The organism is Lactobacillus sp. CBA3605 (assembly GCF_002970915.1).
Lineage (GTDB): Bacteria > Bacillota > Bacilli > Lactobacillales > Lactobacillaceae > Lactiplantibacillus.
The window spans coordinates 2101907-2120695 of record NZ_CP027190.1 but is presented as its reverse complement, the minus strand read 5'-3'; the positions used below and the strand labels follow the sequence as shown (position 1 = coordinate 2120695).

Here is an 18789-nt window from a genome sequence, read left to right as displayed (position 1 = left end):
AGCACACTTAACCGGGCACGACCGCATAACATGACTTTTTTGCGATAATTTTAAGTTTTTCTGGTGACACTCGTCCAATTACAAAAAAGGATTGCGACCTCGGTCCCAATCCTAATTCGCTACTTATCTAAATGATGTTTTGATAAATCAACTTGATCCAAAGGAACCATTTTTGTATGATGCCGGATCTTATAATACACAAATAACACGATAAACAACGGAATACTCATGTAAGTAATCCCAATGGCTTGCCAATCCCAAGTGGCAAAGGAATGTAAGTCTTGACCCACAATAACCACTAAACAGAGGAAAAAGGCGAACAATGGCCCGAACGGAAAGAGCTTAGCATGATACCGCAACTCGCTCAGTTGATGGCCCTGCTTAATAAAGGCCCGCCGAAACCGCAAATGTGAGATGGCAATTCCGAGCCAAGCAATGAACCCGGTTAACCCACTGGCCGAAACGAGGAAGATATAAATCCGCCCCCCCGACAAACTAGATAGGAAGGTTAGGAGTCCAACAAACGCTGTCCCGAGTAATGCCATCATCGGAATACCATGGCGATTGGTCCGCCCAAAAGTTTTGGGTGCATAGCCTTGTAACGACAATGAATATAGCATCCGTGTTGACGCATACATCCCAGAATTTGCAGCCGACAGAACCGAAGTTAAAATCACGGCGTTCATCAAACTTGCCGCCGCCGCTAAGCCTGCTCGCTTAAAGACTAAGGTAAAGGGACTAATCGCAATATCACTGGCCGATGAACCCAATAGATCCTTCGACGTATACGGAATAATCGCTGCAATCACGAAAATTGCTAAAATGTAAAACAGTAAGATACGCCAAAAAACTTGTTTAATCGCCGCTGGGATACTTTTTTCTGGAGTTGCGGATTCCCCCGCCGTAATCCCGATTAATTCCGTCCCTTGGAACGAAAAACCAGCAACAACAAACACACTCAGAATCGTCGGAATCCCACCGACAAATGGCGCTTTCTTGACAGTAAAGTTACTCAACCCAGTTGCATGACCGCCCATAATGCCAAGAATCGTTAATACACCAACAACCAAGAACACCAATACGGTAATCACTTTAATCAAGGATAACCAATATTCAGTCTCGCCAAACGAACGAACCGATAACGCATTGATGATGAAAATCAAGACTAATGCGATGAGACTGAAAATCCAACCGGGTACGTTAGGTAACCAAAATCGCATAACGATGGCTGCGGTACTAATATCCACCGCTAACGTAATAGCCCAATTAAACCAATAGTTCCAACCCATGGCAAAACCTAGTGCTGGATCGACAAATTTGGTGGCATAAGTGGAAAATGACCCCGATACGGGTAAATAAGTCGCCATTTCGCCCAAACTGGTCATTAGGAAGTAAACCATAATGCCAATCCCAACGTATGCGAGTAACGCGCCGCCAGGCCCAGCAGTTGAAATTGCGGACCCCGAGGCTACAAACAACCCCGTTCCAATACTGCCTCCTAACGCAATCATTGATAAATGACGCGTCTTTAAATCACGATGGACCTCGTGATGTTGTTCTTCTGCCATGCGGCAACCTCCAAAAATCTGATTTATATCTAAAAGTGTTCACACCGATTCAGTTTTTTCAAGACCAAAAATAAAAAAGTCCTTTCGCAAAGTGCGCAAAAAGACTTTAAATCAGATGGCCTGTTAATGCTGATTTCATCGTCGATAGCGCCCCGCAACTTAAACTTAAGTTGCGACAGTCCTTGATTTATTCAACCAAGGCCCAACGGTCCAACTGGTAACAGTCAGAACCATTTCGGCGATTGCCCCTTTCACTGATTATCACTAGCGGTTACCCGCCTCCAATCAGCTACTCTTGTTAATCGCGTCCTCTTCTTTCGATATACTCAATCATTATACAAAACCCAGTTAGGTTTGACAACTCTGTTAGCGTGTTACAGTTTAATAAAATTGATCTGGTAACATCGTTTGGCCCAAAGCTTGATTATCAGAATAATCAATTGGAATATCCACAATGACCGGACCGGCTGTTTTAAAAGCTGTATCTAAAACTTGTTCTAACTCACCGGGCTTATTGACCCGTAACCCAGTGGCACCAAAACTCTCAGCGTATTTCACAAAATCAACCGGTCCAAAACTAACCGCCGCATCTTCACCGTATTTCATTTCTTCTTGGAATTTGACCATATCATAATTGCCATCATTCCAAATCAAATGGACGATATTCAGCTTCAACCGTACCGCCGTTTCAAGTTCTTGACCTGAAAAGAGAAAGCCACCATCACCCGATACGGATACAATCTGCGTATTCGGTCGAACTAAGGCCGCCGCAATGGCCCATGGCAAAGCAACCCCTAGTGTTTGCATCCCATTACTAAATAAGAGATGCCGTGGTTCATAACTCCGAAAATGACGCGCCATCCAGATATAGAAGCTCCCAACATCCACAGTCACCGTCATCTCATCTGTCACTCGTTGTTGTAGTGCAGCAATGACCGACAACGGATGGTTCAGTCCTGAATTTTCATCAATATTTGGGACAAAATCACGCGTTTTTAATTTTTCTTGTAATTCTTTTAAATAGTCTTTGGACTCATCACTAATATCGTAGCCCTTCATATAGGGTAATAAGAAATCTAACGTTTGCGCAATATCTCCCACTAATTCGGTTTCTGGTTGGAAGTTATGATCAATTTCAGCGCGCATGTCGTCCACAACCACAATACGTGACTTACCTTCAGCATTCCAGTTACGCGGTTCATACTCGATTGGGTCATACCCGACTGCAATCACCAAATCAGACTTTTTCAACAACATGTCCCCAGGTTGGTTGCGGAATAACCCCACACGGCCAAAGAAATGTTGTGATTCTAAATCACGGGAAATCACACCTGCTGCTTGGAACGTCTCGACTACTGGCAGATTGGCCGCCGTCACTAAATTACGAATTGCTTGCGTGACTTCTGGCGAGGATGCCCGCATCCCAACTAACAGAACAGGGAGTTTGGCAGCTTTAATTTTTTGGGCTAGCAACGTGGCTTCAACTGGACTTGCTGGACCTAATTTAGGCGCTTGTAACGCCTCAATCACTGGTGTCCGCACGATAGAATCTGTGACATCTTGCGGCACACTTACGAAGCTGGCCCCCTGCTTGGCCGCAGTCGCTTCCTGATAGGCATTCGCAAGCACTTCCGACAAGTTGCCGGGTTCTTGGACTTCGGCACTATACTTCGTAATCGGCTCAAATAAAGCCGCATTATCCATACTTTGATGGGTCAAACGTAACAAATCAGCTCGCTGGACTTGCCCAGAAATGGCCAACACGGGATCCCCTTCGGCTGTCGCTGTCACTAAACCGGTAGCCAAGTTACTGGCCCCTGGTCCAGATGTCGTTAAAACCACGCCTGGTTTCCCAGTGATCCGACCAATGCCAGCTGCGATAAAGGCTGCATTTTGCTCATGACGCGTGACCACCAGCTTGGGACTCTTCGGGTTAACCGGATGTTCAAGTCGTTCAAATACCCGATCAATTTTAGCACCGGGAATTCCGAAAACATACTTGACGTCATGATTTGCAAGACTGTCGACAATCGCGTCGGCCCCGTAATACTTCTTATCTGCCATTTTTATTTCGCTCCTGTTTTGTGAAAGTTATTGTTAGAATATCACAGATAACACCGTAATAACAGCGTTTTGGCACTTGTGAAAAAAGTTTTCTGAATTGTTATATCAGCAAAAACGCGGTCCACCCCGGCTTAATCGACTCAGCCGGTTGAAACCGGATACAATTTCAACCAAGTATGTAGCTTATCTCACTTAGTCGTTCGTAAATGCGCCAAAATTTCATTTAATTGTCCCATTTTATTCTCCGATTGATTGGTCCAATTCAAGACTGGAATCTGATCGACCACTAACAACTCTTTAATGAGCGTCGCAATTTTTTGTTGCGCTAAAAAGCCTAACCAACGGTCATCCGCTTGCGAAAAGATTGCATTGACGACTTTGGTGCCTTCATCCGCTACCGGTTCAACATCCTTAAAGACTTGATCAAAATAACCATGGTCTGGAAAGGTATGTATAGGACCTTCAATCGCCAACACCGCATCTTTAATCGTAATCGTTTCTGGTGAGCGTGCCAATTGGACACCACCATTATTACCACTCGTTGACGCCACTAAATCAGCCACGACCAATTTACGAATAATTTTCCGAATGTAGGTTGCGGAACCCCCAATCCGCTCATGGATAACATCCGCAGTCAATGGAATATCGGGCCGTTGGGTCGCTAATAAGACTAAAATACAAGCCGCTTGCTCAAATGATTTAGCGAGTTGCATCGTGCTCATCTCCTGTCGTTGGTTTAGTTGGCACATTCTCAAAAAATAATTCGGTTTGCCCCGCCCCAAACTGCGCGTACGCTGGATGGGTCACTTGATCGTATTGCCGAAAGCCAGCATGTTGCAGGATTAAGGCTGACGCAACATTATCTTGCAGACAGCTAGCCGTTAGTCGTTGCAAGGTCAGGGTTTCAAAGGCATAGCTTTGCAACAGGTGCACGGCGGCCGTCATATAGCCACGATGCCAGTAGGCCACGTTCAACATGTAGCCTAGCTCCATTTGACTGGGTGCCGGTTCACCTTGGGCATTCATCCGCTCATACAACCCGATACTGCCAATCACTTTACCAGTCGCCTGTAAGACAATTGCAAAAATTTGCGGTGATTTTAGCTGCCGCTTTAATAGATATTGGGCCTCCATCAAGCCAGCAACTGGTGTAAAGCCAGCGTTAATCGCCACGGTTTTTTCCCGGACTAGCTCATAATAATCCGCCTCATCAGCCATTGTAAATGGGCGCAAATTCAATTGTTCATTATGTAAATCAGCCATTGTCATTGGCATTAGTTCCCACCCCGTTTGCGTTATACTAGTTATGTTAACCATATCAATAGAGGTGATTGCATGCAAGTGATTCAACACAAATTAACTGGCAGCGGTGCGCAACTAACCGGCTTTTTACACTCAACCGATCCAACTGGAACGACCCCCAAATACCCCAGTATTATTATCGTCCCTGGTGGTGGCTATACGCACATTCCGGTTGCGCAAGCTGAGATTTTAGCACGCACCTTTGCCGATCATGGCTATCAGGCCTTTTATTTGCAATACTCCTTATTAACGGATGTTCAACCACTCGGTTTGACCCCCGTATTGGAGCTTGGTCGTACCATTCAATTGTTGCATCAACAAGCCGTCGCTTGGCAGTTAGATGTTCAACAAATTACGCCAGTGGGCTTTAGCGCTGGTGGACATGTTGTGGCCTTATATAATGATTATTGGCATGATTGGTTACCGAACGCTTTAAACACAACCGCTGATCAACTCAAGCCGGCAACCGTCGTTTTAAGTTACCCAGTGATTAACCCACAATACGGTTACCCCGCTGATTCAGCGACCTTAGCTAAATGGACGGCCAATCCCAATGAATTAGCTGCTGATCAGCACGTCAAGGCGACTAATCGGCCCACTTTCATTTGGGTTACTGCGGATGACCCCTTAGTGCCAGCAATCAATTCATTAGCCTATGCGCAAGCTTTGGCCCAAGCTAAAGTGCCTTATGAACTACATGTTTTTCAACACGGCCCCCATGGGTTGGCTTTAGCTAACGCCCAGACCGCCTGGCGACCAGCGGCTAATCAACCACACGTCGCGCATTGGTTCAACCTAGCCTTGGAGTGGCTGACCATGCAATCAAAATGACCGCCAAAAAAGCGACTTTCCTTGAGAACCTAGTCAAGGCAAGTCGCTTTAATATTAATCTCATTAAATAGTCCTATAAATAGGAGCGGTAGAACAATTGCCAGCGTAATAATTTCCGAGCATATAACACATACAGCCATTCCATGACTTCTACCCAAATCCAGCCTAACAAAACCGCCCCAAGGGTATCGGTTGGATAATGAGCTTGCATATAAACCCGCGCAATCATGACTAACAAGAGCCAAACAATACTAGCCCACTTAAGCACCAGTGCCCAGCGATAACTAGCTAACTCTGGTACAACAAATATAATAATAACCGTCACTAACAAAAAAGTTCCCATGACATGACCACTCGGATAACTATAGCCACTATCAGCTGCCAAATGATCAATCGGTCGAGCACGCGCAACAAGATGTTTGAAAATAAAATCTAAAACAACCCCGCCGGCCATTAACCCTAACGACCAAAAGGCCTGAATTTTATATTTGAAGCCGTACAGTAAGAATGACAGCAACACCAGCCACAAAATATCGCGACCTGGTGATGCAAGCCAAGAAATCAGCTTAAAACTACCCGTAAAGAAACCATTAACTTTTATCGTCACCAGCGATGTAACCCCGGCGTCCAACAAATCAATCCCAATGGCCCCTTCACTAATAAAATAGCTTAGGTAAGCAAATAAAATGACCCCCACGACAAACTTGATCGGCCGACTTCGCGACTTATCGATCATCAAAACTAGAACCCCCATCAATTAATAATTAATAATTATCAAAATTATACCATAACCCTTTCATTGACTGAAATAAGTCCAACAATTTGTTCGTGAACATTAAAAAAGCCCAAAGAAATCATGAATTAATCATTTTTACGGCCTAAAACCGTTATGATTAACTAAAGTGACATTTTTATCGCTATCCTAGTTTGGATTTAGTTTCCGATAGCGTGAAAAAATGCTAAACTATGGATAGTTTTTAAGCAATCATTTTGGAGGAGAAAGTTCATGGAAGAAATGCCAAGTCGTTCACAGTTACACAAAGAAAATTCTGGGGGCCAAGGTCCACAGAAAAAAAGACGGCACCCGGTTCGTAATACCATCTTAGTTATCATTGCCGTATTGCTTGTTGGTATTGGTGCCTTTGCTGCTCGAACTTATTTCAACGCTAAAAGCGCCGCTAAGATTGTTTATCAAAGCAGTGGCATCAAGAAGACGCGGGATACCGGCGCCGTATTAAATGGTAAAAAGCCCGTTTCAATCTTATTATTAGGAACGGATACTGGGGCCTTAGGACGAGATTACAAAGGACGGACAGACACTTTAATTGTCGCTACCATCAATCCACAGACTAAGACCACGACCTTGATGAGTTTACCTCGTGACTCAGAAGTTGCAATTTCTGGCTTTGAACAAGACTTTCCAGCTAAATTGAATGCAGCCTACGCTTACGGTAGTGCTGGTACCACTATTAAAACAGTCCAAAACTGGCTAAACGTGCCAATTGATTACTACGCCTTAATTAATATGGGTGGGATGAAAAAAGTCATCAACGAAATTGGTGGTATTGATATTACCCCAATCCGGACCTTTACTTACGAAGGCTATACGTTCACTAAGGGTGTCAAGACTCACATGAATGGTGCTAAAGCTTTGGCCTACTCACGGATGCGTTATGATGATCCTTTAGGTGACTATGGTCGGCAACAACGACAACGACAATTAATTACCGCAATTATCAGTGAAAGTTCTAGCGCAACTAACTTAATGAAGCAAGACTTCTTGAAGTCAATTGCCAAACAAACCCGAACTGATTTGACCTTTGGTAACTTAACGAGCATCGTTTCTAACTACCGCAAAGCAACTAAAAATATCGTTTCTGACCATGCGCAAGGAACTGGCAAAAATATCGATGGGCAATCCTTCGAAGTTGTTTCCCAGACCGAAAAGCAACGGGTTACTAATGTTTTACGTAAGTCATTAAATCTTAAAGCAGCTACTACCGGGAGTTTGTACGGTAAGTAAAGCAACCGATCACTTAAAAGGACTTGGGCAAACACCCCAAGTCCTTTTTTGATGTTCTAAAATGGCAAGCCTTCATCGTCGTAACCGCCGAATCTGCAACATCCAAAAGGCGATGGATCGATTCAATAATTCTGCAATCAGAAAGCCCAACGCAATTGCACCGGTAATAACCACAACTTGTAACATGAACCCCACAGCAACATTATACTTACCGAGGGCAAAGTTACGAACCATTTGATACGCCTGACTTCCAGGTACAAATGACACTAAGCTCGGAATATTAAAAATAATTGATGGCATTTTTTTATAATGTGCCGCTAAATTGCTGAGAACCCCAATGCCGACGGACCCAATAAAACTACCTAAAACAACGCCGCCATTGGTTGCTTGAACAATCAAATAACAGCCCCAAGTCAAGGTGCCAATCCAGCCCGCTAGATTCAAAGCGCGGCGTGGAATATTGATAATTAAACCAAATCCTAAAACGGCTAGGTAGGCTAATACCAATTGACCAACGATATGCATGGGCGGACCTCCTTAAAAAATCGTAATAATAACCGCAATCCCAAATCCCAAAGCAGCCGCACTGATTAATGCTTCCACCGCACGAGCCGGTCCACTAACAAAATTACCTGCCAAAATATCACGGACAGCGTTAGTTAATGGTACACCGGGAACTAGTGGCATTAACGCCCCAATGATAATATCGTTAATATTAGTTCCCCAACCGAGTTGGCAGACCCATTCGGCCGTTATCCCAATGAACAAAGCCGCCACTAATTCACTCAAAAATTTAATTTTTAAATAACGATTCAATAAATAAAAGACGAGGTACCCTAGGGTCCCAATCAATACGGTGGGCCAAGTGTTCACAGTTTCTTGGCGAAACATAATCATCAACGGCCCACTGACCAGGGCTGCACCAACCAATTGTAACCATAACGGAAAGGAACGTGATGCTTGATCTAAATCATTTAAGGCCGTATATAGGCCGGGTAAATCCAAAGTTTGCGCCGCAAAGGCTCGTGATAATTGGTTCACCTGCGCGACTTTTTCCAAATCAATCGTTCGTTGGGTGATAGCCGCAATCTGGGTCGCATTGCGCCCCTGAATCGACATCATGACCCCCGTAATCGTCACATATGTATTGGCTTGAATCACCCCAGCATTTTGCGCGATGCGAATCATTGTATCATCCACCCGCGAAATTTCAGAGCCATTTTCAACCATAATTTTGCCAGCTTTCAAACAAGTCGCAATTATTAATTCATCCGCCGTCATGACAGCACCCCCTTTTGCACTTGCAAATATCATAAGCTAACTCAACCCTAAAACCAACCATTAATTTGATGAGACGACGAAAAAAACCGGCCACGGAAGTTTCCTTCCATAACCGGTTTTTGAAGAACCTCTAATAAATTAGAGATTAGCCGTTTAAGCTGTTAATTAGTCTTTAGTAACGTTAACTGCTTGTGGGCCACGATCGCTTTCTTCAACGTCGAATGCTACAGCTTGGCCTTCTTCAAGAGTCTTGAAGCCGTCTTCTTGGATAGCTGAGAAATGTACGAATACATCGCTACCGTTTTCGCGAGTGATAAAACCAAAACCCTTGTCGGCGTTAAACCATTTAACTGTTCCATGTTCCATAATAAAAAATCCTCCTAGTGCTTTTTTGCACATATAAATTAATGTAAATCATGATTCGGTGCAAATGGGGATAGTTTATTGAAACGATCTGACCAAAATTACCTAACCAAGCTACAAGAACAATTGTAGCATATTGTTTTCGAAAAGGATAGCTAATCACGCATATTTCCTAAATTTCTTTAGCTTTATTTACAAAAGCCTGTCCCACCGCGCTACAAGTCTTTAGTAAAACTGACTTATACTACGATTAATTTAATTTATTTCACAAAAATGTTATGGGCCGCCTTATAACTGACCGGAATTTGTTGGCCCGTGGCCTGTACTTCAATCGTCACGGGACCCTCAAATGGATCATGCTTCATCACTTGCACAGTTTGACCAATCTTTAACGCTAACCCATGCAAGTAAACGAGCAGATCATGATTATCAATGAACCGTTCAATAGTCACTACGGCGCCATCTTCAGTATCCGCTAACGTGGTATGGCTATCTTCCTTATAATGACCGTCCTTATCTGGAATCGCCCCACCATGAGGACAATAAGTCGGATGGCCGAGATAGGCTTCTAAAGAATCTACTAGCCGTTCACTGGTCACGTGTTCCAAAACTTCCGCTTCCGTATGCACATCGGGTAACTCATAATTTAGCTTATCCACTAAAAAATCTTCCCAAATACGATGCTTACGAACCAGTGTTTCAGCATACCGAATGCCCTTTTTAGTTAATGAAATACCAGCATAAGGCGTATGCTTAGCCAAACCTTCTTGTACTAATTTACCAACCATTTCCGTTACGGAACCAGCTGCAATGTCCAAGCTTAAAGCAATCTGCTTATTGGACACCTTTTTCTTTGTACCACCAAGTTCGAAAATAATTTTTAAGTAATCTTCCTTCATGGGGGTCATGAATATTCTTCACCTCAACTAAATTTATCTGTCCATTTCAACGTATTAGTCCAACTATCGTACTACACTTAACAAACTTTCGCCACTAACCACGCAACTCACGTACAAACTAGTAAACTTTTGAAAAGTGGGCCTAATCGTGCCATAATTAAATTGTAGCGCAAACTCCGGCCTGGGGGTTTGCACCCGTTTTAAATTTTTATCGGGGACCGTGTTTCAATACTAAGGAGGAACCGCATCGTGACTAATGATGCTCAATTATCAATTACCCAACTTAATGGTCGACTACAACACCAAGCTGTTGAAGCTTTTGCTAAGTTCTATCAACGGCTATATGATGCTAACAATCTAGAATTAATGTCTGATTACGACGTTGCCAGTTATATGACTGACATTAACGAACATCTCGCATTAACCCGCTTCATGACCAAGGCACAACGGCTTGCTGATAGCGTCACCTTTTCATTCGCTGACTATCTCCACCTGATCGACAAGCTCGATCAGACTTACTTCACCAGTGGCAATCCGGCGCTAACTTGGAATGAATGGTACGCTAGTCACTTCAGTCAGGTCGCAACATCCTAATAATCAGTTAGGTTTAAGTTAAAAAGCGATTGAGTGTGTTCACACACTTAATGGCTTTTTTAGTATCACCAACGGTACTATAAAGGACCCAAGCTTTCCCGCATCACTTGGGCCCCACTGGTAAGTATCATCACCGGACAATTGAACACTACTTCTAGATTCAATAACACGTTGTTTTTATGCACGATTACTACCTGATAAAAATCAGGCATCTCTGCGCTCTTTCGCGCTCTGTTGTAAATCCTTTTACAAAGTTAAACTTCAAAACACGACCAACATGACACAATGGTCAATCCAGCCATAAGATCGATTGACGAGCGGGAAACTTGATTGTCCAAATGACTTACCGACACTTACCAACCTTAATTTACCATTAATTAATCGTTTTCACAAGCTAGAAGCCAGCTAAAACCTACTTATTTCTTGGATAAACCTGATAATGAACTTCCTCATTTACCATATAACCATACAACACTTGCGTTTTAGCTTCATCAAAATAACCTAAGTTCAGCATGTGATGCCCGTCGCGTTCCTCGATACCTTGAAAAGCCTTCAAGGTAAATAGCCGCATCATATCCAAGCGATTACGCCGTTCAGCTGCCATTTTGGCCGCCGCCGCTAACGTAAACCCTTCATCCAAAAAGGCTTTAATCAAGTGGACCCGCATAAACGTGCCATAAGAATAATGATGAGCTGCATTTTTTTCGGTCACATTTTTACTATAGATATACCCTTTTTGCTCCCAATACCGCAATTGGGTTTGAGAGACCCCCGTTCCTTTTGATAAGTCGCTAATGCCAAGTTCAAATTGGTGTGCATTAAATTGGCATTTTAATCGCTTTATTAATGCTTCGTCTTGATCATCCACAGTCTAGCCCCATTTCTAACATTTTCAATATTCAGTATATATTTTTTAATATCAATGTCAAGTTTGTTGACAAAGACATCAAATCCGACTATATTAGAAAACGTACATTTTTTAGAGAGAAGGGATTCAATTGTCAACGAGTGTTGATGCAAATGGCAAGCCCTATAACCGCGGCTTGCTAATTGCCATATTATTGATTGGGACATTTTGTACGGTCCTTAATCAAACGATTTTAACCACTGCCTTTCCAACTTTGATGAAGGCATTTGATATCACAACTTCGACTGTCCAATGGCTCACTACCGGATTTTTACTGGTGAACGGGATTATGATCCCGGTAAGTGCCTGGTTAAGTACCCGCTTCAGTACCAAGTGGCTTTACTTATCCGCCATGACGATTTTTGAAATTGGTACCATTATTTGTTTCACGGCGCCAAACTTCCAGCTACTCTTAACTGGTCGTTTGGTTCAAGCCGTTGGTGTCGGCGTCACTATGCCATTATTGCAAACAATTATGTTAACCATTTTTCCGGCTAACAAACGTGGCGCTGCCATGGGGATGGCCGGAATTGTTATCGGCTTAGCACCAGCAATCGGGCCGACCCTTTCTGGCTGGGTCATTGATAACTTAAGCTGGCGTGATTTATTCGGTCTCATCATCCCGATTGTCGCCGTAGTCATTATTGCCGGCTTCTTCTTCATGGCTAATGTTTTGGAAACCTCCAAGCCGAAACTTGATTTTGCTTCCTTAGCGATGTCAACAATTGGTTTTGGGAGTCTCCTTTACGGGTTCTCCTCAGTTGGGGATAGTGGTTGGACCTCAGCAAAGGTTTTAACCACCATTATCTTAGGCGTTATCTTTATTGTGCTCTTTGTTTGGCGTCAATTAACAATGGAAAAACCATTCTTGGAATTCCGCGTCTTCAAACATTCAGCCTTTACGGTAGCAGCTGTTTTAAGTTCTGTAACGAATATGGCAATGGTCGGTGCTGAAATGGTCATTCCCTTGTACTTACAAATTATTCACGGCTTCTCTGCCTTTGAATCTGGGCTAACATTGTTAGCCGGGGCTTTAATGATGGGGATTATGAGTCCAATTACGGGTCGTGCCTTTGACCGTTTTGGGGCCCGACGCTTAGCTATTTTAGGGATGTTTCTCTTAACAGCCGGCACAATTCCATTCATGTTCTTGACTCGGAATACCTCAACGATTTATATCGTTGTGCTATACGCCTTACGCATGTTCGGAATTTCCATGGTCATGATGCCTGCCACAACTTCAGGAATGAACGCTTTACCGGTTGAAATGATGGGTCATGGGACCGCCGTTAATAACACCACTCGGCAAATTGCCAGTTCAATTGGGACGGCCATTTTAACGTCCGTCTTATCAAACGTGACTACTGCTGAAAAACCTGCGCATAGCTTACTCAAAAGTCAACCACTGGCCTATCAAGATAAATACTTGAATGCAACCTTGGGTGGTTACCATGCCGCTTTCATTGTGGCTGTGGCTTTCTGTGTCGTTGGATTAGTGGTTGCTTTCTTCTTGAAAGACAGCCAACATTCCACTAAACTTTCAGCGAAGGCAGGTGACGCCAAATGATTTTAGTCCTATTAGTCCTCAGCACGATTGCGCTTTTCTTAAGTTTCGTCTATATGCGCCGTTCAAAGTTGCAACTTGGGTTAGTCGTCATTCTGGTTTTACTAGTGGTTGCTTCATTAATTCTAGTAATTCGTAACGATAGTGCCCATTTTGGGATGCGTCAAGTGACAACCACTAAGACAGCGACGCTCAAATCCGCTGGGAGTAGTCAAATGGACCTCCTGCTTTATCAATCGGTCGGTACCGCTGATAAAAATCGAGTTTATATTTACAAAACCACGACGAAATCGAAAAAAGTCAGTCATACACCTGCTAGTGTTAAGACAACTAACCACGTCACCACTACGACAGGAACCGCCAAATTAGTAACCAAAACCACGCGTTGGGTTTATCAAAGTAACGCAGCTAAGTTCTGGTTTGGCATTGCTGACAATGACAATCAATTGATTAAACGCACGAATCACTTCTACGTTGGGAAGCAATGGGTCGTTTTAAGTACGTCGCAAGCTAAACAGTTGACGAAGTTGGTTAAACAACAACAAAAAACATTAAAAGCCCGTGCAAAAGTTTACGTGGCGAATGAAGTTAAAGCAGCGATGGTCAAAAACCCATCACTGTCACAAGCACAATTAGCCCAACTTGAAAAACAAGCTGCGGCACAGTATCAAGCTAGTGCTTTACAAAGCATGATTAAAACCGTTAAACAAAGCCACTAGTAATTATTAGGGGTGTCCGGTAACTTTACCGGGCACCCCTTTTAGTTGCGCTGATAACGGCTTTAAACGCTAAAAAACGCAGGTTACTGATTAATCATCAGTAACCTGCGTTTAACGCTATTGCAATCCTAATTTTGAACTAATTTGTTGCACATTGCTCGCAAAGTGGCATCAAATCTTTTAAGTCCTCAACGGATGAGCCATTTTCTAAGAAGCAATTGACCATATCTAGCCAATATTGATCGTCAACGCTAAATAGCGCATGTTCATCTTTACAAGGCAACAAGCCGGCCTTAGTATAAGCGACGATTTTATCAGCAGTAACCCCACTACGGGCTGCTAATTGTTCCAGAGTCATTTTCCCTCACCATTTGTCCTTTCAAAAAATCAATGTGCTTATGTTACGCCCGCGTCAAAATAAATGCAAGTAATATTTTCCTGACGGCATCATTAAAATTGAATGATAGCTTTGTTCATTATTTTCACCAAAAAGTGTACACTGTAAATTACGACTTTTTATTAGGAAAGGAAGCTAACCTTATGACTGCTAATTTATCTTTTCGGAGTGGACTAAAAGACGTGATACCAACCGTCTTTGGCTACATCGGTGTTGGGATCGCCATGGGCATTGTCGCCAATACAAGTCACCTATCAGTCCTAGCCGTCTTAGCAATGTCGCTCATTGTCTATGCCGGCTCGGCCCAATTTATTATGGTCAGCATGCTCTTAGCGGGCAGTCCAATTTCGGCAATTGTCTTGTCCACTTGGCTCATCAATTCTCGAATGATGTTGATGAGTTTATCCATTGCCCAATTTTTCAAGCACGACTCCCTCTGGCAAAATCTGGCTTTGGGTTCCTTGCTAACTGATGAAACTTTTGCGCTGAGTATGAACAAAGTTAACCTCACCCACCAAAAGTTGCGGCCTAACTGGTTACATGCCGCCAATTTAGTCGCTTATTTTGTCTGGGCAGCCGCAACCGTCGTTGGCTGTTTACTCGGCAATCTCATTACTGACCCAGATCAATTTGGCCTCGACTTTGCCGTCGTTGGGATGTTTATCGGCCTCTTATACTTGCAACTCATTACGGATCGCAGTAAGCCACTTAAAACGCAACTGCTCGTTGTCTTATTCGTGGCCCTCATGATGACCTTGCTCATGCGCTGGGTCCCAGGTAATATCGCCTTATTAATCGCAACGCTGTTAGGCTGCGCTTTCGGTATGGTGGTGACACCCAAATGACAACTTATATTTTCGTTACAATTCTACTGTGTGGTCTGGTAACCTGGTTAACTCGGGTGGTGCCATTTGCCATCATTAAGAACTTAACTATCCCAGCCGGCGTCATCCGCTTTTTATCCTTCGTACCGGTTGCCATTATGACCGCTATTTTCATTGAAAATTTACTCATTTATCACGCTGGTCACTGGCCAAGTCTTAATTTGGCAAATAGTCTGGCGGCACTTCCGGCCATTTTAGCTGGCATCCTAACTAAAAATCTATTAGCCGTCGTCGTTACTGGCGTATTAGCCATGGCAGCCCTCCGCTTTATTGGCTTCAGTTAACCTCCCCTGAACCCTATCCCAAAAGAGGCTCGAGACAAAATTGTCTCGAGCCTCTTTGAGCTGTATCAACTAATGGTCTAAGCTTAATACCAGCCGTTTGCTTGCCAGAAGCTTTGTGCTGCAGTCCATGAACCGTAACGTGAAGCGACATAGTTATTGGCAACTTGTTCTTGATTGGCTGCTGAGTAGTCCCCGTTTAGATAAGCGGCACTGAGTTGATATTTCCCGATATATTGCCCATTACGAGCACTATATGAGCCGCCGGATTCTTTGTTGGCGATCCAAGCTTTGGCTGCACTATCTGAATTACTCGTCGTTTCTGCTACCGGTGCGGTGGTTGCAGGCGCACTCGTTGGTGCTTCTGCAACGACTGGTGCACTGGGGGTCACTGGTTGTGCGACCGACTTGTTTTGGTTTTGACTAGGGGTTGCCGTCACTTGGCTTGGTTCAGCAACTGTGGTAGTCCCATTGACGGTCAATTGTTGGCCCACGTAAATCAAGTTAACATTAGCTAATGAATTAGCCGTTTCAATACTTGAAATCGTGGTTTGATGGGCATGCGCAATGGCACTCACCGTATCGCCAGCTTTTACAGTAATCGTATCAGCATTAACTGCCGTCGTTGTCACAACTAGTAGTCCAGTCGCAGCCATTGTGGATAATAGTAAATTTTTGATCTTCATATGAATAACGTCACTCCTGTAATCTTTGATAGTTTTCTACGGCCAACACCCCGTGGATTGCTGGCCTTAACAACAGAAGCTAAGTATACTGACTCAATGTAACAAGGCAATAGCAGTTTGATTACTATTTAGGCGATTACTTGTAATAAAACGGGCTTTATGTAATACTTCGTAATATTAAAGCCGGAATAGGTTGGGTGTGCGAATTACTAAAATTTTAGCTTATAAAAATTATTTTAGGTGACAAGCTTGATGAATACCTTGAACGGCTTTATCTTATTCCAGAAAGCAAGTATAATAATGAAAGTGTACTCATAAGTTTTGCAAATCATTGAATTATTAGTCTATTAATAAGCCGGTCCAACTCAGATTGTCCTAAAAATGATGGCAGTTCGGTAAGAAACGGTTATAATTTGCTAGATTACTTTACTTCATATTAAGAATCAGGTAAATTAACAACAAAACCTGAGTGCTGATTGAGTACTTTAAAATTTAAACCTTAAGATTGAGAGATGAACATACATGTGCGGTTTTGCTGGTTGCTTAACTGATCGGACGAAAGCGGATAACGCAGCTTACGATCAGACCATCCACGAAATGACGAAGATGATTGTCCATCGGGGCCCCGATGACGATGGTTACTTCGCTGATGATAACATTACAATGGGCTTTCGACGGCTAAGTATTATTGATTTAGCTGGTGGTCACCAACCACTCTCGTATGACCATGAACGTTACTGGATGACCTTTAATGGTGAAATTTACAATTACGTTGAATTACGGGAACAACTTAAAGCAGACGGTTATGAGTTTAAAACGAACTCTGACTCTGAAGTTATTCTTGGCATGTATGCCAAATATAAAGAAAACGCCACTAAGTACTTACGTGGGATGTTTGCCTTTGTCATTTGGGATAAGCAAGAAAAGACTTTGTTTGCGGCTCGTGATCAATTTGGAATCAAGCCATTTTATTATGCGATTCAAGACGATGACTTCTACTATGCTTCTGAAAGTAAAGCCATCTATAAGATCCTGAAAGACAAGACCTTTGACAAAAACGCCATGCAAGATTATATGACGTTCCAATTTGTGCCCGAACCCGAAACGTTAACTAAAGAAATTAAAATGTTAGCGCCTGGGTGTTCTTTAACTAAAAAGATTGGCGCTGCACCACGGCTCAACCGTTACTATCATCGTGAATTTCACCCTGTGCAACGAAGTGAAGCTGAATATGCGCAAAAAATCAAAGACGCCCTCTTCGATTCCGTTAAGATTCATATGCGCTCAGACGTGCCAGTCGGGTCGTTCCTATCCGGTGGGATTGATTCGTCAATTATTGTGGCCATTGCTAAAAACTATAATCCTAAGTTGGAAACTATTTCCGTCGGTTTTGAACGTGAAGGCTATAGTGAACTAGATGTGGCCCAAGAAACCGCTCAAAAGCTGGGTGTTCAAAATCACAGTATGTTGATTACACCAGAAGCCTTTATGAATGCTTTCCCACACTTCGTTTGGAGTATGGATGACCCCTTGGCTGATCCGGCCGCTGTGCCGCAGTACTTCTTAGCCAAAGAAGCTGTCAAACACGTCAAAGTGGCCTTAACCGGTGAAGGTGCGGATGAATTATTTGGTGGTTACACCATCTATCACGAACCCGAATCTTTGAAACCCTTCCGGTATACAAAGCCCATCAATGGTGCCCTCAAACGAATTGCGACCATGATGCCAGAAGGTATGCGTGGCCGGTCATTCTTATTACGTGGGACTACGCCTTTACAAAACCGGTATGTTGGGAATGCCTTTATTTTTGGTGAACAAGAAAAGCAAGCCTTCATTAAAGACTATAATCAAAAGCATCCGTTCCAATCAATCACTCAACCTTTCTATGATGAATCTGAAAACTATGACCCAATCAGTCAAATGCAGTTCATCGATATGCACACCTGGTTAAATGGTGATTTGTTGCATAACGCTGACCGCACAACGATGGCCCATAGCTTGGAACTTCGGACACCATTTGTTGACCGTGAAGTTTACAACTTAGCCGCTGAAATCCCAGCAAATCTTCGGATTAGTCATGGCACTACGAAATACATCTTACGCAAAGCCGTTGAAGATGTCGTACCTGAACATGTCTTGCATCGCAAGAAACTCGGTTTCCCAGTGCCAATTCGGTTCTGGTTAAAAGACGAGATGTACGCCTGGGCAGAAAAGATCATTAACGATTCTCAAACTGATCAATACTTCAATAAGGCTTACTTCTTGAAGCTCTTGTCTGACCATCGTGATGGCGTCCGTGATAACTCACGTAAATTATGGACCGTCTTGACCTTTATGATGTGGCATAAAATCTACGTTGAGGCAGATACCTTAATGGATAGTCCCACGGCAAATGCCCATGCTAGTCAACTTGAGGAGTCATAAAG

Annotated in this window: 20 protein-coding genes and 1 riboswitch; of the genes, 8 read left to right on the top strand and 12 right to left on the bottom strand. The window is 43.3% G+C overall.

The window, feature by feature from the left end; all coding sequences use genetic code 11:
- Positions 1 to 119 precede the first annotated feature (119 nt).
- The 4 genes from C5Z25_RS10180 to C5Z25_RS10165 all read right to left on the bottom strand — a co-directional run bounded on the left by C5Z25_RS10180 (position 120) and on the right by C5Z25_RS10165 (position 4907).
- A complete protein-coding gene (locus C5Z25_RS10180; protein ID WP_105452513.1) occupies positions 120 to 1568 on the bottom strand; it encodes an amino acid permease in 1449 nt (482 codons plus the stop codon).
- 137 nt (positions 1569 to 1705) lie between these two features.
- Positions 1706 to 1890: riboswitch (Lysine riboswitch) on the bottom strand.
- A gap of 59 nt (positions 1891 to 1949) precedes the next feature.
- A complete protein-coding gene (gene alsS, locus C5Z25_RS10175) occupies positions 1950 to 3632 on the bottom strand; it encodes an acetolactate synthase AlsS (RefSeq protein ID WP_105452512.1) in 1683 nt (560 codons plus the stop codon).
- 188 nt (positions 3633 to 3820) lie between these two features.
- The gene (locus tag C5Z25_RS10170) at positions 3821 to 4345 is read right to left on the bottom strand and encodes an Rrf2 family transcriptional regulator (RefSeq protein WP_105452511.1); all 525 of its coding nucleotides are present in this window, start codon (positions 4343 to 4345) and stop codon (positions 3821 to 3823) included.
- Positions 4332 to 4907 (bottom strand): GNAT family N-acetyltransferase, encoded by a 576-nt coding sequence (locus tag C5Z25_RS10165; protein ID WP_105452510.1) that lies wholly within the window; start codon positions 4905 to 4907, stop codon positions 4332 to 4334. Before C5Z25_RS10165 ends, C5Z25_RS10170 begins: the two co-directional genes overlap by 14 nt.
- A gap of 60 nt (positions 4908 to 4967) precedes the next feature.
- Between C5Z25_RS10165 and C5Z25_RS10160 the strand changes: the two genes are divergently transcribed.
- Positions 4968 to 5765: a lp_1002 family arylesterase gene (locus C5Z25_RS10160; RefSeq protein ID WP_105452509.1), complete on the top strand. Its 798-nt coding sequence runs from the start codon at positions 4968 to 4970 to the stop codon at positions 5763 to 5765.
- A 73-nt stretch (positions 5766 to 5838) separates the two neighbouring features.
- Here the strand turns inward: C5Z25_RS10160 and C5Z25_RS10155 are convergent, their stop codons facing one another.
- On the bottom strand, positions 5839 to 6501 hold the full coding sequence (locus C5Z25_RS10155) for a phosphatase PAP2 family protein (protein ID WP_105452508.1): 663 nt from the start codon (positions 6499 to 6501) through the stop codon (positions 5839 to 5841).
- Between the two features lie 270 nt (positions 6502 to 6771).
- On the opposite strand from C5Z25_RS10155, the gene C5Z25_RS10150 reads away from it, so the two are divergent.
- Positions 6772 to 7788 carry an LCP family glycopolymer transferase gene (locus C5Z25_RS10150; protein WP_105452507.1) on the top strand — a complete coding sequence of 339 codons (1017 nt, stop codon included), beginning with the start codon at positions 6772 to 6774 and terminating at the stop codon, positions 7786 to 7788.
- Between the two features lie 72 nt (positions 7789 to 7860).
- Here C5Z25_RS10150 and C5Z25_RS10145 read toward each other — a convergent pair whose 3' ends face one another.
- The 4 genes from C5Z25_RS10145 to C5Z25_RS10130 all read right to left on the bottom strand — a co-directional run bounded on the left by C5Z25_RS10145 (position 7861) and on the right by C5Z25_RS10130 (position 10340).
- Positions 7861 to 8313, bottom strand: a complete 453-nt coding sequence (locus C5Z25_RS10145; protein ID WP_105452506.1) for a threonine/serine exporter family protein — start codon at positions 8311 to 8313, stop codon at positions 7861 to 7863.
- Between the two features lie 12 nt (positions 8314 to 8325).
- Positions 8326 to 9069, bottom strand: coding sequence for a threonine/serine exporter family protein (locus C5Z25_RS10140; protein ID WP_105452505.1), 744 nt, complete (start codon positions 9067 to 9069; stop codon positions 8326 to 8328).
- 165 nt (positions 9070 to 9234) lie between these two features.
- Positions 9235 to 9435 (bottom strand): cold-shock protein, encoded by a 201-nt coding sequence (locus C5Z25_RS10135; RefSeq protein ID WP_024624485.1) that lies wholly within the window; start codon positions 9433 to 9435, stop codon positions 9235 to 9237.
- A gap of 257 nt (positions 9436 to 9692) precedes the next feature.
- Positions 9693 to 10340: a metal-dependent transcriptional regulator gene (locus C5Z25_RS10130; protein ID WP_105452504.1), complete on the bottom strand. Its 648-nt coding sequence runs from the start codon at positions 10338 to 10340 to the stop codon at positions 9693 to 9695.
- 240 nt (positions 10341 to 10580) lie between these two features.
- On the opposite strand from C5Z25_RS10130, the gene C5Z25_RS10125 reads away from it, so the two are divergent.
- Positions 10581 to 10925 carry a hypothetical protein gene (locus C5Z25_RS10125; RefSeq protein WP_105452503.1) on the top strand — a complete coding sequence of 115 codons (345 nt, stop codon included), beginning with the start codon at positions 10581 to 10583 and terminating at the stop codon, positions 10923 to 10925.
- Between the two features lie 412 nt (positions 10926 to 11337).
- Here C5Z25_RS10125 and C5Z25_RS10120 read toward each other — a convergent pair whose 3' ends face one another.
- Entirely contained in the window at positions 11338 to 11793 is a 456-nt protein-coding gene (locus C5Z25_RS10120; RefSeq protein WP_105452502.1) for a MerR family transcriptional regulator, read from the bottom strand.
- Positions 11794 to 11923: 130 nt separating this feature from the next.
- On the opposite strand from C5Z25_RS10120, the gene C5Z25_RS10115 reads away from it, so the two are divergent.
- A complete protein-coding gene (locus C5Z25_RS10115; RefSeq protein WP_105452501.1) occupies positions 11924 to 13399 on the top strand; it encodes an MDR family MFS transporter in 1476 nt (491 codons plus the stop codon).
- Positions 13396 to 14115, top strand: coding sequence for a DUF4811 domain-containing protein (locus C5Z25_RS10110; protein ID WP_105452500.1), 720 nt, complete (start codon positions 13396 to 13398; stop codon positions 14113 to 14115). Before C5Z25_RS10115 ends, C5Z25_RS10110 begins: the two co-directional genes overlap by 4 nt.
- A 139-nt stretch (positions 14116 to 14254) precedes the next feature.
- Here the strand turns inward: C5Z25_RS10110 and C5Z25_RS10105 are convergent, their stop codons facing one another.
- The gene (locus tag C5Z25_RS10105) at positions 14255 to 14473 is read right to left on the bottom strand and encodes a helix-turn-helix domain-containing protein (protein WP_105450064.1); all 219 of its coding nucleotides are present in this window, start codon (positions 14471 to 14473) and stop codon (positions 14255 to 14257) included.
- Positions 14474 to 14655: 182 nt separating this feature from the next.
- Here C5Z25_RS10105 and C5Z25_RS10100 point away from each other — a divergent pair, with 182 nt between their 5' ends.
- The gene (locus tag C5Z25_RS10100; RefSeq protein WP_105452499.1) at positions 14656 to 15357 is read left to right on the top strand and encodes an AzlC family ABC transporter permease; all 702 of its coding nucleotides are present in this window, start codon (positions 14656 to 14658) and stop codon (positions 15355 to 15357) included.
- Positions 15354 to 15680 carry an AzlD domain-containing protein gene (locus C5Z25_RS10095; protein ID WP_105452498.1) on the top strand — a complete coding sequence of 109 codons (327 nt, stop codon included), beginning with the start codon at positions 15354 to 15356 and terminating at the stop codon, positions 15678 to 15680. The genes C5Z25_RS10100 and C5Z25_RS10095 overlap by 4 nt, the downstream gene beginning before the upstream one ends.
- A gap of 83 nt (positions 15681 to 15763) precedes the next feature.
- Here C5Z25_RS10095 and apf read toward each other — a convergent pair whose 3' ends face one another.
- Complete coding sequence (gene apf, locus C5Z25_RS10090) at positions 15764 to 16363, bottom strand: aggregation-promoting factor (RefSeq protein WP_105452497.1); 600 nt, start codon at positions 16361 to 16363, stop codon at positions 15764 to 15766.
- A 522-nt stretch (positions 16364 to 16885) separates the two neighbouring features.
- On the opposite strand from apf, the gene asnB reads away from it, so the two are divergent.
- Positions 16886 to 18787, top strand: a complete 1902-nt coding sequence (gene asnB / locus C5Z25_RS10085) for an asparagine synthase (glutamine-hydrolyzing) (RefSeq protein ID WP_105452496.1) — start codon at positions 16886 to 16888, stop codon at positions 18785 to 18787.
- The last annotated feature ends 2 nt before the right edge of the window (positions 18788 to 18789 follow it).

What these genes read in the sequence shown, in the direction of transcription:
- C5Z25_RS10180 (WP_105452513.1), bottom strand. Translation starts at nt 1,568, where the DNA reads ATGGCAGAAGAACAACATCACGAGGTCCATCGTGATTTAAAGACGCGT.
- alsS (WP_105452512.1), bottom strand. Translation starts at nt 3,632, where the DNA reads ATGGCAGATAAGAAGTATTACGGGGCCGACGCGATTGTCGACAGTCTT.
- C5Z25_RS10170 (WP_105452511.1), bottom strand. Translation starts at nt 4,345, where the DNA reads ATGCAACTCGCTAAATCATTTGAGCAAGCGGCTTGTATTTTAGTCTTA.
- C5Z25_RS10165 (WP_105452510.1), bottom strand. Translation starts at nt 4,907, where the DNA reads ATGCCAATGACAATGGCTGATTTACATAATGAACAATTGAATTTGCGC.
- C5Z25_RS10160 (WP_105452509.1), top strand. Translation starts at nt 4,968, where the DNA reads ATGCAAGTGATTCAACACAAATTAACTGGCAGCGGTGCGCAACTAACC.
- C5Z25_RS10155 (WP_105452508.1), bottom strand. Translation starts at nt 6,501, where the DNA reads ATGATCGATAAGTCGCGAAGTCGGCCGATCAAGTTTGTCGTGGGGGTC.
- C5Z25_RS10150 (WP_105452507.1), top strand. Translation starts at nt 6,772, where the DNA reads ATGGAAGAAATGCCAAGTCGTTCACAGTTACACAAAGAAAATTCTGGG.
- C5Z25_RS10145 (WP_105452506.1), bottom strand. Translation starts at nt 8,313, where the DNA reads ATGCATATCGTTGGTCAATTGGTATTAGCCTACCTAGCCGTTTTAGGA.
- C5Z25_RS10140 (WP_105452505.1), bottom strand. Translation starts at nt 9,069, where the DNA reads ATGACGGCGGATGAATTAATAATTGCGACTTGTTTGAAAGCTGGCAAA.
- C5Z25_RS10135 (WP_024624485.1), bottom strand. Translation starts at nt 9,435, where the DNA reads ATGGAACATGGAACAGTTAAATGGTTTAACGCCGACAAGGGTTTTGGT.
- C5Z25_RS10130 (WP_105452504.1), bottom strand. Translation starts at nt 10,340, where the DNA reads ATGACCCCCATGAAGGAAGATTACTTAAAAATTATTTTCGAACTTGGT.
- C5Z25_RS10110 (WP_105452500.1), top strand. Translation starts at nt 13,396, where the DNA reads ATGATTTTAGTCCTATTAGTCCTCAGCACGATTGCGCTTTTCTTAAGT.
- C5Z25_RS10105 (WP_105450064.1), bottom strand. Translation starts at nt 14,473, where the DNA reads ATGACTCTGGAACAATTAGCAGCCCGTAGTGGGGTTACTGCTGATAAA.
- C5Z25_RS10100 (WP_105452499.1), top strand. Translation starts at nt 14,656, where the DNA reads ATGACTGCTAATTTATCTTTTCGGAGTGGACTAAAAGACGTGATACCA.
- C5Z25_RS10095 (WP_105452498.1), top strand. Translation starts at nt 15,354, where the DNA reads ATGACAACTTATATTTTCGTTACAATTCTACTGTGTGGTCTGGTAACC.
- apf (WP_105452497.1), bottom strand. Translation starts at nt 16,363, where the DNA reads ATGAAGATCAAAAATTTACTATTATCCACAATGGCTGCGACTGGACTA.
- asnB (WP_105452496.1), top strand. Translation starts at nt 16,886, where the DNA reads ATGTGCGGTTTTGCTGGTTGCTTAACTGATCGGACGAAAGCGGATAAC.